Consider the following 14301-nt stretch of genomic DNA (forward strand, 5'->3'; position numbering starts at 1 on the left):
CCATCACGCCCGTTCCAGCACGCCGCCGCAATCGGCCGGCTGTGCCATGTGCGTGCTGAGCCAGTCGAACACGCGCCCCGCCTTGTCCGCGATACCGGCGTCAAAACCGCGCTGCGCCAGTAGCGCGATGCCATTCGTGGCCTGCAGCACGCCGGGCGCCAGCAGCAGCGCGCCCCCGTCATCGCGGCGCACGCACCACGGCGCCAGACAGTCTTCCAGCAGCGGCCCCAATACCAGGTTGTGCGACGAGACGATCACCAGGTGCTGCGCCGCCAGGCTGTGCAGCACGGCGGCGGCCGCCGCCACCGATTCAAGGTGATTCGTGCCACGGAAAATCTCGTCGATCAGGAACAGGGCCGGCGCGCCCTCTTCGGCCAATGCCAGCAATTCGCGCGCGCGCCGCAATTCGGCGATATACAGACTTTCGCCGCCATCGAGCGAATCCTCGTTCTGCATGCTCGCATACACGGCCAGGCGCGGCACATCGGCGCTGTCCGCATGACAGAAGCCAAAGGCCCGCGCGCAGACCAGGTTCAAGCCTATGCAGCGCAGCAAGGTGCTCTTGCCGATACCGTTCTGGCCTGAGATGAAACCGCCCTTGCCCTGCACGCCGAACGACAGCGGCGCGGCGTTCTCCAGCAAGGGATGCCGCATGCCCTGCAAAGCCAGCGCGCGCGGCGCTGCGGTACCCGCCCAGCAAAACACGGGCGCCGCACGCAACTGCCGCGCCAGCGCCAGATCCGCCTCCAGCTGCGCCACCTGGCTAAAGCTGTCGCGCAGGAAAGGCAACTGCTGCGCCACCAGCTGGCGCGTGCGGAAATAGCGCTTGACGTTTTTCAGCAGCAACCAGTCGCCATATTCGACCAGTACCGTATCGACGAAGGGCACGTAATGCAGCAGCGAGCGCTCGATGGCGCGCGTCAGCCTGGCCGCCTGCGCGCTGCCGGCAGCCAATGGCAAGACTGCCGGCACATCGAGCCGCGCCAGCGCGGTACGGGTCTTCAGCAGATAGCGCAAGGTATCGAGCGTGCGCTCCCACGCTTTGGCACTTTCGTAAAAACGCACCTGCACAGCCATCAACGCGACACAGGCGGCCAGCACGCCAAACAGCGCCGGCCAGCCCACCAGCCAGGTGGCGGCGATGGCCAGCACCAGGGCCAGCGGCACCAGCCATAGCCAGGTGCGCCACCATGGCGCCGGCGGCAGCGCCGCGCCGAACAGGGTTTCGCTCACTTCCGTATCGGCCTGGCGCAAGGGCAGGCAGGCATGCTCCATGGCGGTCACCTGGGCCGGGTCATCCAGCAACAGTTTGACGCGCGCGATCGAGGCAGGATCGGCCTGGCCACCGCTCAGGCGCCGGTGCAGCTCCTGCTGGCCGAAGATGCTGGTCTCGCGCGCCAGCTGCGCCGCATACTGGTCGAGCATCAGCTCGTCCCAGGTCTGGCGATCGAGCGATGGAGCCTCGCCCGTCAGTTGCTGCAGCATCGCCACGTCGCTGCGCGCGAAAGGATAATCGAGCGCCGGCGCGAAGACGCTGGCAGGGAAAAGTTGCTGGAGGAACGGATGCATGGCGCCTGTGGAGGAGTCAATGAAGGGAACGCCACAGCAGATGCAGGCGATTGCCAATTTATCAAGTGCGATTTGCGCACACGGACACCGCCTGGACAGCGCGGACACCGCGGACAGCCGGACGCCCCTATTTTTTTCCCATTCAAATCAAAGGCTTAACAACTGGCACGGATCATGCATCAGAAAAGTCATCCTTCACGAGACATGACCATGATCCGCGATACCTCTTCCCAAGACGCCGTACTGTCCGCCACGCCGGGCCAGCGCCACAAGCAACGCGCCCTGCTGCTCGCTGGCGCCGTCGTCGTCATCGGCGCCGCCATCGCTGCCGTTGCCGGTTGGCGCAACAGCGAGCATTCCGTCAACAGCAGCCGCCTGCGCATCGCCGACGTCACGCGCGGCACCCTGATCCGCGACGCGGCCGTCACGGGCCGCATCGTCGCCGCCATCAGCCCGACCCTGTATTCGACCACGGTGGCCACCGTCACGCTGAAAGCGAAGGCGGGCGACACGGTGAAAAAGGGCGACATCCTGGCCGTGCTGGAGTCGCCGGACCTGTCCGACGCGCTCAAGCGCGAACAATCGAGCGTGCAGCAGCTGGAGGCGGAAGTGGCGCGCCAGCAGATCCTGGCCAAGAAGCAGAAACTGCTGGCGCGGCGCGAAGCCGACACGGCCGAGATCGACCGCCTGTCCGCGCAGCGCACGCTCGAACGCTATGAAAGCGTGGCGCAGGTGGGCATCATCGCCAAGATCGATTACCAGAAGGCCAAGGATGCCTTGAATTCGGCCGATATCCGCAGCAAGCACGCCTCGCAGGCGGCGGGCCTGGAAAGCGAAGACGTGAGCCTGGCGCTCAAGACCAGGGTCAACGAACTGGAACGCCAGCGCCTGGTGCGCGACAATGCCCAGCGCAGGGTCGACGAGCTGACCGTGCGCGCACCCGTCAACGGTTTCATCGGCACCCTGTCGGTGGCCAACCGCAGTGTGGTGCAAGCCAATACGGCCTTGATGACCCTGGTCGACCTGTCGCAGCTGGAAGTCGAGCTCGAGGTGCCGGAAACCTATGTGGCCGACATCGGCCTGGGCATGCGCGCCGAGATCGAAACGGGCGCCATCCGGGCGACCGGCAAGCTGTCGGCGCTGTCGCCCGAAGTGGTGAAAAACCAGGTGCTGGCGCGCGTGCGTTTCGACGGCGAGCAGCCGGCCGGCCTGCGCCAGAACCAGCGCGTGGCGGCGCGCCTGCTGATCGATGAAAAACCGAATGTGCTGATGCTGGCGCGCGGCTCCTTCGTCGAAGCGGAAGGCGGCCGTTTCGCCTACGTCGTGCGCGATGGCGTGGCGATGCGCACGCCGATCAAGCTGGGCGCGACCAGCGTGTCGGCCGTGGAAATTCTCGACGGCTTGAAGCTGGGCGACAAGGTGGTCGTCGCCGGCACGGAAAACTTCGAGAACGCGGCCCGCGTCTCACTCAACTGACACATCATTCAACTTATACCCTGAGAGGCCCTCCATGCTGCGCATGCAAAACCTGAGCAAAGTCTACCGCACTCACATGATCGAAACCCACGCGCTGCGCGGCTTCGACATCCATGTGCAACAAGGTGAATTCGTCACCGTCACGGGGCCGTCCGGCTCGGGCAAGACGAGCTTTCTGAACATCGCCGGCCTGCTCGAGGAATTCACCGACGGCGAATACATCCTCGACGGCGTCAACGTCAGGGGCATGGACGACAATGCCCGCTCGCGCCTGCGCAATGAAAAGCTCGGCTTCATCTTCCAGGGTTTCAACCTGATTCCCGACCTGTCGTTGTTCGATAACGTCGACGTGCCGCTGCGCTACCGGGGCTTCAACCGCGCCGAACGCAAGGAGCGCATCGAGGAGGCGCTGGCCAAGGTCGGCCTGGCGTCGCGCATGAAACACTATCCGGCCGAACTGTCGGGCGGCCAGCAGCAGCGCGTGGCGATCGCGCGCGCGCTGGCCGGCTCGCCCAAGCTGCTGCTGGCCGATGAACCGACGGGCAACCTGGACACGCAGATGGCGCGCGGCGTGATGGAACTGCTGGAAGACATCAACGCGCAAGGCACCACCATCCTGATGGTCACCCACGATCCGGAACTGGCGCTGCGCAGCCAGCGCAACGTGCACATCATCGACGGCCAGGTGTCGGACCTGGTGCAGCACCGCGCCACGCTGTCGGCCAAGCCGCAGCACGCGGCGACGGCGTAAGGAGAGCCCATGTTCCGCTACTATTTCACCTTGGGCTTGCGCAGCCTGCGCCGCAACCGCGCCCTGACCGCGCTGATGGTGCTGACCCTGGCCGTCGGCGTGGCCGCCAGCGTGTCCACCGTCACCATCCTGCACGCCATGTCGGGCGATCCGCTGCCGCACAAAAGCGACCGCATGTTCGTGCCGATGATCGATATCCTGCCCGTCAAAGGTTACGTGCCCGGCGACAAGCCCGGCTTCGCGCAAGCCCAGATGAGCTATATCGACGCGCGCAATTTCATGGCCAGCAAGGTAGGCGTGCGTCGCACCGTGATGTACGGCGTGGCCGGTCCGGTCGAGCCGGCGCGCAAGGATATCGGTTCCTTCCAGGCCCAGGGCATGGCGCCCACACGCGATTTTTTCAGCATGTTCGATGCCCCCTTCCTGTATGGCCAGCCATGGAGCGAAGCCGATGACGCCAGTGGCGCGGACGTGATCGTCCTGAGCCGCGCGCTGTCCGAAAAGCTCGTCGGCAGCAGCAATCCGGTCGGCCAGCGCGTCACGGTACTGGGCCGGCCCTACATGGTGACGGGCGTGCTGGCCACCTGGGACGTAGTGCCACGCCCGCACCGCATCATCGGCAGCAAGGGCGCTTTCGGCGCGGAAGACGAATTCTTCATCCCGTTTGCCAGCGCGATTCGCCACGAGACGGAACACGACGGCGGCATGAGCTGCAATGGCGAGCAGACCGCCCCTGGCTTCCAGGGCCGGCTCGGCTCCGGCTGCACCTGGCTGCAGTTCTGGTTCGAAATGGCCGGCAGCGGCGAGCGTGGCCAGTTGCAGCAGTATCTGGATGCCTATGCGGGCGAGCAGCGCAAGCTGGGACGCATGATGCGCAATGCGCCCAACAAGCTGTACGACCTGAACGAATGGATGGCCCATCTGAAGGTGGTCGACAACGACAACAAACTGGCGGCCTGGCTGGCGTTCGGCTTTCTGTTGCTGTGCCTGGTCAACACCATCGGCCTGCTGTTGGCGAAGTTTTCCGTGCGCGCCAGCGAAGTGGGCATCCGCCGCGCACTGGGCGCCACACGGCGCGACATCTTCCGCCAGTTCCTGATCGAAAGCGGCGTGATCGGCCTGGCTGGCGGCGTACTGGGCTTGCTGCTGGCGTTTGGCGCGCTGGCCGTGGTCAGCAAGCAGTCGGAGGAACTGGGCACCGTCGCGCACATGGATGTACCGATGCTGCTGCTGACGTTTGCCATGTCGGTGCTGGCGGCCCTGCTGGCCGGCCTGTTGCCCACCTGGCGCGCCTGCCAGGTGACACCGGCGATCCAGCTCAAGTCCCAATGACACCCACTTATTCACTATGAGGTCCAGCATGGAAATCCGTCCCATCCTGTCGGCGCTGATGCGCAGCAAAACCGGCGCCATCCTGGTGGCCGTGCAGATCGCGATCAGCCTGGCCATCCTGGCCAATGCCCTGCACATCGTCAACCTGCGCCAGGCCGTCGCCGCGCGGCCCACCGGCGTGGCCGCTGAAAACGACATTTTTTATGTCCATATCCAGAACATGGACCGCGGCAGCCATGAGCGCCAGCTGTCCGAGCAGAAGCGCCAGGCGGCCCTGCTGCGCGCCTTGCCGGGCGTGCTGTCGGTGGCGCAAACGTCGCAGGCGGTGCTGTCGCGCTCCGGCAACTCCACCAGCGTGTCGGCCAAGCGCAGCCAGGTCACGCCCAGCGCCACTATCTCGACCTACGTCACCCCCGATGCCCTGGTCAAGACCTATGGCTTGAAGCTGGTGGAAGGACGCGACTTCCTGCCGGAGGAGGTACCCGAGATCGATGAAGATGTCGATGACAGCTACCCCAAGGTGGCCATCTTGACGCGCGCGGCGGCGCAAAAAATCTGGCCCGGCGAAACCAGCTTTGTCGGCAAGACGCTGTACATGGGTACGGGCGCCGACGATCCCGAGCTGCGCGTGGTCGGCATCGTCGAGCGGCTGCAGACGCAGGTGGGCCAGGTCAGGGCCGAAGGCGAATATTCGATCGTGATGCCGGCGCGCCTGACGGGCGGACGCGATTCGTTGCTGTATGCGGTGCGCGCCGAACCGGACCAGCGCGACCGCCTGATCAAGGAGGCCGAGCAAGCCATCCGCACTTCCACCAGCGACCGCCTGCTGGTACGCACCGATACGCTGGAAAAGCACCGCACGTCACGCTACCGGGCCGACCGCGGCCTGTCCTGGATGCTGATCGCCGTATCGACCTTGCTGCTGCTGGTGACGGCCAGCGGCATCGTCGGCATTGCCAGCCTGTGGGTAACGCAGCGCAGGAAGCAGATCGGCGTGCGGCGCGCACTGGGTGCCCGCCGCGTCGACATCCTGCGCTATTTTTTGACGGAGAATTTCATGATCACCAGCGTCGGCGTGGCGTGCGGCGTGCTGCTGGGATTGGGCTTGAACCAGCTGCTGGTCAGCCAGCTGGAAATGGTGCGCCTGCCGCCCGGCTATCTGCTGGCCGGCGCGCTCGTGTTCTGGCTGCTGGGTGTGAGCGCCGTGTACGGCCCGGCATGGCGCGCGGCCAGCATTTCGCCGGCCACTGCCACCCGCAGTACCTGAGCCGGCACCTGAGTGATATGCTGCGCGCATGCCTACCGTACTGATTATTGACGACAATGCCGCCGTGGCCATCGCGCTGGACGTGCTGTTCTCCCTGCACGAGATCGACGCCGTGCGCGCCGCCTCGCCCGAAGAGGGCTTGCAGCTGCTCGATAGCCACGCCATCGACCTGGTGGTGCAGGACATGAACTTCACGGCCGACACCACGTCGGGCGAGGAAGGCGGCGCGCTGTTCCACGCGATCCGCGCACGCTACCCGGATCTGCCCGTGATCCTGCTGACGGCATGGACCCAGCTCGACGCGGCCGTCGACCTGATCAAGTCCGGCGCGGCCGACTACCTGGCCAAGCCATGGGATGACCGGCGCCTGATCGCCAGCGTGCAGAACCTGCTGGAGCTGGGACAGGCCAACCGCGCGCTGCGCCAGCGCGTGGTGGCCGAGCAGCGCCAGCGCCACGCCCTGGAACACGACTTCGACCTGCGCGGCATGGTGTGGCAAGACCCGGCCACGGAACGAGTCGTGCACCTGGCGTGCCAGGTGGCGCGCGCCGACGTGCCCGTGCTCATCTCGGGGCCGAACGGCAGCGGCAAGGAACGCATCGCCGCCATCGTGCAAGCCAATTCCCAGGTCGCCAGCGGCCCCTTCGTCGTGCTCAATTGCGGCGCCGTGCCCGTGGAGCTGATCGAGGCGGAACTGTTCGGCGCCGAGGCGGGCGCCTACACGGGCATCACGCGCGCGCGCGACGGCAAGTTCGACGCGGCCGACGGCGGCACCCTGTTCCTCGACGAGATCGGCAACCTGCCGCTGGCCGGACAAATGAAACTGCTGCGCGTGCTCGAAACGGGACGCTTCGAGCGCCTCGGCTCGAACCGCGAGCGGCAAGTGAAAGTGCGCGTCATCAGCGCCAGCAACGCCGACCTGCCGGCGATGATCAAGGCCGGCACGTTTCGCGAAGACCTGTTCTACCGCCTGAACGTGATCGAATTGCGACTGCCGCCGCTGGCCCAGCGACCGCTGGACATCCTGGTACTGGCGCGGCATTTCTTGGGCAGCGAAAAGACGCTGGATGCGCAGGCGCAGGCGACCTTGCTGGCGCACGGCTGGCCGGGCAATGTGCGCGAACTGAAAAACGTCATGCAGCGTGCCAGCCTGCTGACGGCCGGCCCCGTGATCGGGGCGCTGGAGACGGGCTTGCCGCTGGCCGGTGTGGCATCGCCGCGCGCGCCGCAGGATGCCGCCGCGACGGAACCGGACCGCGACAGCGTCACGGCCGCTCTTGCGCGCGCACACGGCGTGGTGGCGCAGGCGGCGCAGGAACTGGGGCTGTCGCGCCAGGCCCTGTACCGGCGCATGGAACGCCTGGGCATCGCGCGCGGCTGATGGCCTACCGCCCCATGCGCCTCTCCCTGCTCACGCGCTGGACGGCGCTGATCGTCACCCTGCTGGTGCTGGGCATCAGCATCGCCCTGCTGCTCGCGCATTTTTTGCCGGGCCAGCCGCTGCTGGTGCTGGCCGGTGCCCTGCTGTGCGTGCTGCCGGTGGCCATCATTACCATCCGCGCCCAGCTGCAATCGATGCTGTCGCTGTTTCGCGCCTTGAGCGGTACGGTGACAAGCTACCAGGACGGCGACTTCGGCTTCAGCCTGCGCTGGCCGCAGGACGATGAGCTGGCCGACCTGGTGGCGGCCCACAATGCGCTGGGCGACGTGCTGCGCAAGCAGCGCCTGGACCTGGTGCAGCGCGAACTGCTGCTCGACACCATGGTGCAAAACACGCCGGTGGCCATGCTGCTGGTGGCCGAGGGCAGCGCCATCGTCTATGCCAACCTGGCCGCGCGCCAGCTGCTGCACCAGGGACGCCGGCTCGAAGGGCATCACCTGGCCGACATCGTGCAGCAGGCGGCGCCGGCCCTGGCAGAAGCGCTGGCGCGCCGCAACGACGGCTTGTTTACCAGCGGCGAAGGGGAACAGGAAGAGGTGTATCACCTGGCGCGGCGCAGCTTCAGCCTGAACGGACGCAAGCACGAACTGCTGCTGTTGCGCCAGCTGACACTGGAACTGCGGCGCCAGGAAGTGCAGACCTGGAAAAAAGTCATCCGCGTCATCAGCCATGAACTCAACAACTCGCTGGCGCCACTGGCCTCGCTGGCCCATTCCGGCGCCGAGCTGGTGCGCCGCGGCCAGACGGAGCGCCTGCCGCAAATCCTCGCCACCATCGAAGAACGCACGCGTCACCTGGAAACCTTCATCCTCGGCTATGCGCGCTTTGCCAAGTTGCCAGCACCGCGCCTGGCGCCATGCGAATGGCAGCCTTTCCTCGACAGCCTGGCCTCGCAAGCGGCCTTCACGCTCGACGCCCCGCCGCCCGCGCAAGCGGCCTTGTTCGATGCGGCGCAAATGCAGCAAGCGCTGCTGAACCTGCTCAAGAATGCGCTGGAATCGGGCTCGCGGGAAGAGCATATCGGCCTGCACGTCAGCCAGGCGCATGGCCAGCTGCGCATCGAAGTGCGCGACTGCGGGCCGGGCATGAGCGGCGCCGTGCTGGAAAACGCGCTGGTGCCGTTTTATTCCACCAAGCGCAGCGGCACGGGGCTGGGCCTGGCCCTGGCGCGCGAAATCGCCGAAGCCCATGGCGGGCGCATCACCCTGGCCAACCGCGAAGGCGGCGGCCTGGCGGTGACCTTGATTCTTCCCTTGCTGGACAGAAATTAGTTATCAGTGCAACGATTTTTAGACCACAAATCCCGGCCGATCTTTGAGTAAAATATTGGCAATATAAATTGCCAATATTGCAATAACTCACATCCCATGCCCGTGTGTTAGAAATAAGCTATTTGAGTTTGCATAATGATATTGAAATAACTAATTGACAACGTGATGCCCCAGCGATAATTTATCAGCGCGGTACGGTTTTTTTGAAACATCAATCGTCTTTTCGCGGGGATCAACATGAAATTAAAATCACTCATCGCAGCGGCAGTACTGAGCGCTGCTTCCATCGGCAGCGCCAGTGCCGCCGACTACATCGTCAACCTCGTCAATACCACGGGCAATCTGTGGACCAGCGGCTTCAACGCCGTGCCCAGTCCGCTCGGCGACTTCACCGATACCTTCACGTTTACACCCGATGCGACCTTCGGTTCCACCGCACAAGCCTTCCTGGCCAACCTGTCCGTTACCGGTTCGGACAGTTCCTCCATCAGCTTCACCAGCGCCAACCTGAATGGCATCGGCCTGACCGGCTTTGGCGGCCCCACCGTCTTTGGCTATGCCCAGGGCGAAATACTGGCGCCTACGACCCTCCTGTTCAATGGCCCGCTGGTCCTCACCGTCATCGGCAACACCAAAGGCGGCAGCTATGGCGGCGTCTTCAACCTGAACCTGGCTCCCGTTCCTGAACCGGAAACCTATGGCATGCTGCTGGCCGGCCTGGGCATACTCGGCTTCCTGGCGCGGCGCCGCAAGCAATCTTGAGCGCTCCCCCCAAAAGACGCCACGGCGTCTTTTTCTTTGGCGGCTGCTAAACTGGCGCCATGACGACCGACTTTACCTCCACCAGCCATACCGCTTTCAGCCACCCGGGCCACCCGCCCGCCACCACCACCGAACACCGCGGCATCCGTTACCTGCACCTGGGCACCAAGTGGGTGCAAGGCGCCATGCGTCTCGACAAACCCGACGCCATCGAGCTCGAATACGTGCAGATGATGATGATGTGGATGCTGTTCAAGACGCAGCCCAGACGCATCGTGCAGCTGGGCCTGGGCAGCGCCGCGCTGACCAAGTTCAGCTACCGCCGCTTCCCCGACGCCTCGGTCACGGCCGTCGAACTCAATCCGAACGTGATCGCCATCTGCGGCGCCCAGTTCGCGCTGCCACCGAACGACGCACGCCTCGACGTGCGCGAAATGGATGCGCTCGACTTCGTGCTCGACCCGGCCAACCATGGCACCGTCGACGCGCTGCAGGTGGACCTGTACGATGAAGACGCGCGCGGCCCCGTGCTCGACACGCCCGAGTTCTACCAGGCCTGCTTCGACTGCCTGACGGACGACGGCATCATGTGCACGAATGTCTTCGGCGACTTCCCCAACTACGACAAGAATTTGCAGGCGATGGAACTGGTCTTCGACGCCGTCGTCTGGGTGCCGGAAACGGAAGATGAAAACATCGTCGTGCTGGCCTTCAAAAAATCGCCATCGCTCGACTTCAGCGATTTATACGAACGCGCCGCCACCATCAAGAAGCAGTTCAACCTGCCCGCCAAGAACTGGGTCAACGGCTTGAAACAGTGGATGCTGGATCAGCAGTAAAGTCGTAATCTCACGCTGGCAGCACTGCGCCCAGACGGCGCGCCAGGCCATCCATGTTCTCGGCCGGCACCTGCGCATAACCGAGCAAAAAACCGTTCCAGCCTGGCTCTTCTCCCGTCCCCTCGCCCGTGCCATGCGCAGACAGCGCCAGCGCCACGATGCCGTCCTGCGCGGCGCGGCGGCTCAGCGCCAGATCGTCCCATGCGCGATCGTGAAAACGCAGCGCCAGGTGCATGCCGGCCGTACCGCCGTGGATGGCCGCGCCCCCGCACGCATGCCGCTGCAGGGCCTCGCTCAAGGCATCGCGCCGCTGGCGGTACAGGCGACGCATGCGGCGCACGTGGCGCGCAAACAGGCCGCTGCGCAGGAACTCGGCCAGCGCCAGCTGTTCGGCCACGCGGCCACGCGCGGCGCCCTGCGCCTGCATCTGCGCGAAGGCTCCGGCCAGCGCGGCCGGCACGACGATAAAAGCCAGGCGCAAGGCGGGGAACATGGTCTTGCTGAAGGTTCCCAGATATACGATGGGCGCGTCGGCCACCAGTCCCTGCATGGCCGCCAGTGGCGGCCCGCCATGGCGAAATTCGCTGTCGTAATCGTCTTCGATGATCAGGGCGCCAGCGGCGCGCGCGCGTTCGAGCAGCGCCATGCGGCGCGCGGGACTAAGTACGCTGCCCGTCGGATACTGGTGCGACGGCGTCGTGTAGATCAGGCGCGGCGGCGTATCGCGCCAGTCCTCGTCCGTCGGCGCGATGCCATCGATGTCGACGGCGATACCCGTCACCTGCAAGCCGGCGCCACGGCCCGCCGCCAGCGCGCCGCCATAGCCGGGATGCTCGATCCACAAGCTATCGCCCTGGTCGGCAAAGGCGCGCAGGCAGACATCGAGGCTGCTCTGCGTGCCGTCCGTGATGAACACCTGGCCCGCATCGCAGACGACGCCGCGCGCGGCGCGCAAATGCTCGGCGATGGCCATGCGTAGCTGCGGCTCGCCGGCCGGGTCGCCGTAATTGAGCTGGCGCGGCGTCAGCGCGCGCCACGCGCGGTCCAGCATGCGCCTCCACTGCGCCAGCGGAAATTCGTCGAGCGCAGGCACGCCAGGCGCAAACGCGCCCATGGCATCGGCGGGAAATACCACCGCCGCGCTGGCATCCTGCCCCGCCACGCCGCGCAAACGCCGGGCGCGGCGCGACAAGCCGTCATTGCTGCCTGCAGCAGCAGGTGCCGCTTCCGGCACGCCAACGCTGCCGGCGACGACTGTGCCGCGCCGGTCCGGCAAGACAAACCCTTCGCTGGCCAATTGCTCGTAGGCGTACAGCACGGTATTGCGCGCCAGTCCCAGTTCGGCCGCCAGCACGCGCGTGGCGGCCAGGCGCGTTCCCGGCGCCAGCTGGCCGCCGCGGATTGCCGCGCGCAGGCATTCATGCAGCAGGCGCTGGCGCGGCCAGCCCCGCTCGCGGTGCGTGCGCTCGAATGCGTTCAACAGCAAAGCAAAATCCATGTGGCTCCCTCAACTGTGGCTCTAAATTATTTCTCACTTCTGGATCTTTTTTCAGGGCCAGATGCCGATTATAGTGCGGCCTTCCTCTTCAACCAACGGGACTTTCACCATGACCGCTACCGCCCTGCCTCCCAGCCCCCGTACCCGCGTGCGCCGCGTCGCCGAACTGGCCAGCTACGAGCAAGCCGCCCTGTACGCCATCCTCGACGCCGCCTACCTGTGCCATATCGCCTTCCACGACGACAAAGGCAGCCATTGCATCCCGACCGCCTGCTGGCGCATCGATGGCCACTTGTACATCCATGGCTCGAACGGCAGCCGCATGCTCAAGCTCTTGCAAGATAGCGACGTATGCGTGACGGTCACCCATCTCGATGGCCTGGTACTGGCGCGCTCCGCCTTCAACCACACGATGAACTACCGTTCGGCGATGGTGTACGGGCGGTTTGAAAAAGTCAGCGATATCGGCCAGCAGCATGCGGCAATGGACGCGCTGATGGAAAAGCTGATGCCGGGACGCCTGGCGCACGTGCGCGGCGGCAACACCAAGGAATACGCGGCGACCACCGTACTGCGCATCGCGCTCGACGAATACGCCGTCAAGCAGCGCAAGGGCGGCCCACTCGACGACGCTGGCGACATGGCGCATGCCGTCTGGACGGGCGAACTGCCGTTTACGCACGGCCGTGGCGCGGCCATCGCCGATGCGCTCAATACCAGCGACATGCCCGCGTATGCCGCCGCATGGAGTACGGAATCCGCTTGACCGGCCAGCGTGCTTGGCCGATGATCGGCGTTGATGGCGATCGCCACCAAGATAGCAACCGATCCAATCACGCATGGAGCATATGATGATGAAGCGAGTATCCCTGGCCACGGCCCTGGCGGTCATGCTGGCCTGTGGCGGCAGCGGCGCGGCGCTGGCCGCCGATGCGGGCAACGCGGCCCTGAAGGCGGCCATCGCCGGCAGTGCGCGCACGCCGGCCAATGTGCTGCGCGACAGCGCCCGCCACCCGTATGAAACGCTGACGTTCTTCGGCATCAAGCCGAGCATGACAGTGGTGGAGCTGGCGCCCGGCGGCGGCTGGTACACGGAGATCTTGGCGCCCTACCTGCGCGACAACGGCAAGCTGATTGCCGCCGGCAACGACCCGCAGTCGAGCAGCGAAGGCGCACGCCGTGGCGCGGCGCGCTTCCAGCAAAAACTCGACGCCAATCCCACCGCCTTCGGCAAGGTGGACATCGGCGCCTTCGCGCCGCCCACCACCTACCGCATCGCGCCCAAGGGCACGGCCGACATGGTGCTCACCTTCCGCAATATCCACAACTGGATACCGATCGGCGAAGCGGGCATGCAGACCTTGTTCAAGGAAGTGTATGACAGCCTGAAACCGGGCGGCGTATTCGGCGTCGTCGAGCACCGCCTGCCGGCGAACAAGGCGCAGGACGCCACGGCCAGCAGCGGCTACATGCACGAAGCGTATGTGATCAAGCTGGCCGAAGGCGCAGGCTTCAAACTGGCGGCCAAGTCGGAGATCAATGCCAATCCGAAAGACACGGCCGACCACCAGGGCGGCGTCTGGGCGCTGCCGCCCACCTACGCCAACAAGGACGTGGACCGGGCCAAATACACGGCCATCGGCGAGAGCGACCGCATGACCTTGAAGTTCGTCAAGCCCTAGAAAAGCAAACGGCGGCGCGCCACTCCGGTGCGCCGCCCGATCCCGGACTGGAATGCCGCCTTACAGGTGGATGCCGTACACGCCGCACAGGCGCTTGACCAGGGTGCAGGAGTTGGCGTCGCCGTCCACCACGCAGGCGGTGTAGGCTTCCTCGCAGGTTTCACGTGTTGGCAGGGCATACGCGGCAGAACTGATGGCGCCGGCAAAACCGACGGCGGCACAAAAGACAAATACGGCTTTTTTCACATTGATCATTTTTATCCCATTCCCCAAAGTTGAGTCGTTATAAAAAACACTGGAAGACAAAGACGTCAGCCGCCAGAAACCGTCTATCGACAGGCTAATTTCATGGCGCACGGAAATAGTACCACTTTGAAAAGTTGGTAAATACGCAAACAAGAAAACAAGATAAC

General features: G+C 65.2%; 13 protein-coding genes. 10 read left to right on the forward strand and 3 right to left on the reverse strand.

Annotated elements, in window-relative coordinates; genetic code table 11:
- Positions 1-3 precede the first annotated feature (3 nt).
- The gene (locus tag MRBLMS1_RS16380) at positions 4-1569 is read right to left on the reverse strand and encodes a MutS-related protein (RefSeq protein ID WP_485880421.1); all 1566 of its coding nucleotides are present in this window, start codon (positions 1567-1569) and stop codon (positions 4-6) included.
- Between the two features lie 210 nt (positions 1570-1779).
- On the opposite strand from MRBLMS1_RS16380, the gene MRBLMS1_RS16385 reads away from it, so the two are divergent.
- The 8 genes from MRBLMS1_RS16385 (at position 1780) to MRBLMS1_RS16420 (ending at position 10708) form a co-directional block, all read left to right on the forward strand.
- Complete coding sequence (locus tag MRBLMS1_RS16385; RefSeq protein WP_485880423.1) at positions 1780-3045, forward strand: efflux RND transporter periplasmic adaptor subunit; 1266 nt, start codon at positions 1780-1782, stop codon at positions 3043-3045.
- 34 nt (positions 3046-3079) lie between these two features.
- Positions 3080-3796, forward strand: coding sequence for an ABC transporter ATP-binding protein (locus tag MRBLMS1_RS16390; protein WP_139091465.1), 717 nt, complete (start codon positions 3080-3082; stop codon positions 3794-3796).
- A 9-nt stretch (positions 3797-3805) separates the two neighbouring features.
- On the forward strand, positions 3806-5128 hold the full coding sequence (locus MRBLMS1_RS16395) for an ABC transporter permease (RefSeq protein ID WP_139091464.1): 1323 nt from the start codon (positions 3806-3808) through the stop codon (positions 5126-5128).
- Positions 5129-5156: 28 nt separating this feature from the next.
- A complete protein-coding gene (locus MRBLMS1_RS16400) occupies positions 5157-6395 on the forward strand; it encodes an ABC transporter permease (RefSeq protein ID WP_485880426.1) in 1239 nt (412 codons plus the stop codon).
- A 28-nt stretch (positions 6396-6423) separates the two neighbouring features.
- Complete coding sequence (locus MRBLMS1_RS16405) at positions 6424-7776, forward strand: sigma-54-dependent transcriptional regulator (RefSeq protein ID WP_485880428.1); 1353 nt, start codon at positions 6424-6426, stop codon at positions 7774-7776.
- A gap of 14 nt (positions 7777-7790) precedes the next feature.
- On the forward strand, positions 7791-9107 hold the full coding sequence (locus tag MRBLMS1_RS16410) for a sensor histidine kinase (protein WP_485880430.1): 1317 nt from the start codon (positions 7791-7793) through the stop codon (positions 9105-9107).
- Positions 9108-9344: 237 nt separating this feature from the next.
- Positions 9345-9869 carry an FxDxF family PEP-CTERM protein gene (locus tag MRBLMS1_RS16415; RefSeq protein ID WP_128141064.1) on the forward strand — a complete coding sequence of 175 codons (525 nt, stop codon included), beginning with the start codon at positions 9345-9347 and terminating at the stop codon, positions 9867-9869.
- Between the two features lie 59 nt (positions 9870-9928).
- A complete protein-coding gene (locus tag MRBLMS1_RS16420; RefSeq protein WP_485880432.1) occupies positions 9929-10708 on the forward strand; it encodes a spermine/spermidine synthase domain-containing protein in 780 nt (259 codons plus the stop codon).
- A 10-nt stretch (positions 10709-10718) separates the two neighbouring features.
- Here MRBLMS1_RS16420 and pdxR read toward each other — a convergent pair whose 3' ends face one another.
- Entirely contained in the window at positions 10719-12206 is a 1488-nt protein-coding gene (pdxR, locus tag MRBLMS1_RS16425; RefSeq protein WP_485880434.1) for a MocR-like pyridoxine biosynthesis transcription factor PdxR, read from the reverse strand.
- A gap of 109 nt (positions 12207-12315) precedes the next feature.
- Here pdxR and MRBLMS1_RS16430 point away from each other — a divergent pair, with 109 nt between their 5' ends.
- Both MRBLMS1_RS16430 and MRBLMS1_RS16435 read left to right on the forward strand, forming a co-directional pair.
- Positions 12316-12972, forward strand: coding sequence for a pyridoxamine 5'-phosphate oxidase family protein (locus tag MRBLMS1_RS16430; RefSeq protein WP_485880436.1), 657 nt, complete (start codon positions 12316-12318; stop codon positions 12970-12972).
- Positions 12973-13057: 85 nt separating this feature from the next.
- Positions 13058-13888, forward strand: coding sequence for a class I SAM-dependent methyltransferase (locus MRBLMS1_RS16435; RefSeq protein WP_485880438.1), 831 nt, complete (start codon positions 13058-13060; stop codon positions 13886-13888).
- A gap of 60 nt (positions 13889-13948) precedes the next feature.
- Here the strand turns inward: MRBLMS1_RS16435 and MRBLMS1_RS16440 are convergent, their stop codons facing one another.
- A complete protein-coding gene (locus MRBLMS1_RS16440; RefSeq protein ID WP_485880440.1) occupies positions 13949-14143 on the reverse strand; it encodes a hypothetical protein in 195 nt (64 codons plus the stop codon).
- Between the last annotated feature and the right edge of the window lie 158 nt (positions 14144-14301).

Source organism: Massilia sp. LMS1-1-1.1 (genome assembly GCF_040815535.1).
Lineage (GTDB): Bacteria > Pseudomonadota > Gammaproteobacteria > Burkholderiales > Burkholderiaceae_D > Janthinobacterium > Janthinobacterium aestuarii.

What these genes read in the sequence shown, in the direction of transcription:
- MRBLMS1_RS16380 (WP_485880421.1), bottom strand. Translation starts at nt 1,569, where the DNA reads ATGCATCCGTTCCTCCAGCAACTTTTCCCTGCCAGCGTCTTCGCGCCG.
- MRBLMS1_RS16385 (WP_485880423.1), top strand. Translation starts at nt 1,780, where the DNA reads ATGATCCGCGATACCTCTTCCCAAGACGCCGTACTGTCCGCCACGCCG.
- MRBLMS1_RS16390 (WP_139091465.1), top strand. Translation starts at nt 3,080, where the DNA reads ATGCTGCGCATGCAAAACCTGAGCAAAGTCTACCGCACTCACATGATC.
- MRBLMS1_RS16395 (WP_139091464.1), top strand. Translation starts at nt 3,806, where the DNA reads ATGTTCCGCTACTATTTCACCTTGGGCTTGCGCAGCCTGCGCCGCAAC.
- MRBLMS1_RS16400 (WP_485880426.1), top strand. Translation starts at nt 5,157, where the DNA reads ATGGAAATCCGTCCCATCCTGTCGGCGCTGATGCGCAGCAAAACCGGC.
- MRBLMS1_RS16405 (WP_485880428.1), top strand. Translation starts at nt 6,424, where the DNA reads ATGCCTACCGTACTGATTATTGACGACAATGCCGCCGTGGCCATCGCG.
- MRBLMS1_RS16410 (WP_485880430.1), top strand. Translation starts at nt 7,791, where the DNA reads ATGCGCCTCTCCCTGCTCACGCGCTGGACGGCGCTGATCGTCACCCTG.
- MRBLMS1_RS16415 (WP_128141064.1), top strand. Translation starts at nt 9,345, where the DNA reads ATGAAATTAAAATCACTCATCGCAGCGGCAGTACTGAGCGCTGCTTCC.
- MRBLMS1_RS16420 (WP_485880432.1), top strand. Translation starts at nt 9,929, where the DNA reads ATGACGACCGACTTTACCTCCACCAGCCATACCGCTTTCAGCCACCCG.
- pdxR (WP_485880434.1), bottom strand. Translation starts at nt 12,206, where the DNA reads ATGGATTTTGCTTTGCTGTTGAACGCATTCGAGCGCACGCACCGCGAG.
- MRBLMS1_RS16430 (WP_485880436.1), top strand. Translation starts at nt 12,316, where the DNA reads ATGACCGCTACCGCCCTGCCTCCCAGCCCCCGTACCCGCGTGCGCCGC.
- MRBLMS1_RS16435 (WP_485880438.1), top strand. Translation starts at nt 13,058, where the DNA reads ATGATGAAGCGAGTATCCCTGGCCACGGCCCTGGCGGTCATGCTGGCC.
- MRBLMS1_RS16440 (WP_485880440.1), bottom strand. Translation starts at nt 14,143, where the DNA reads ATGATCAATGTGAAAAAAGCCGTATTTGTCTTTTGTGCCGCCGTCGGT.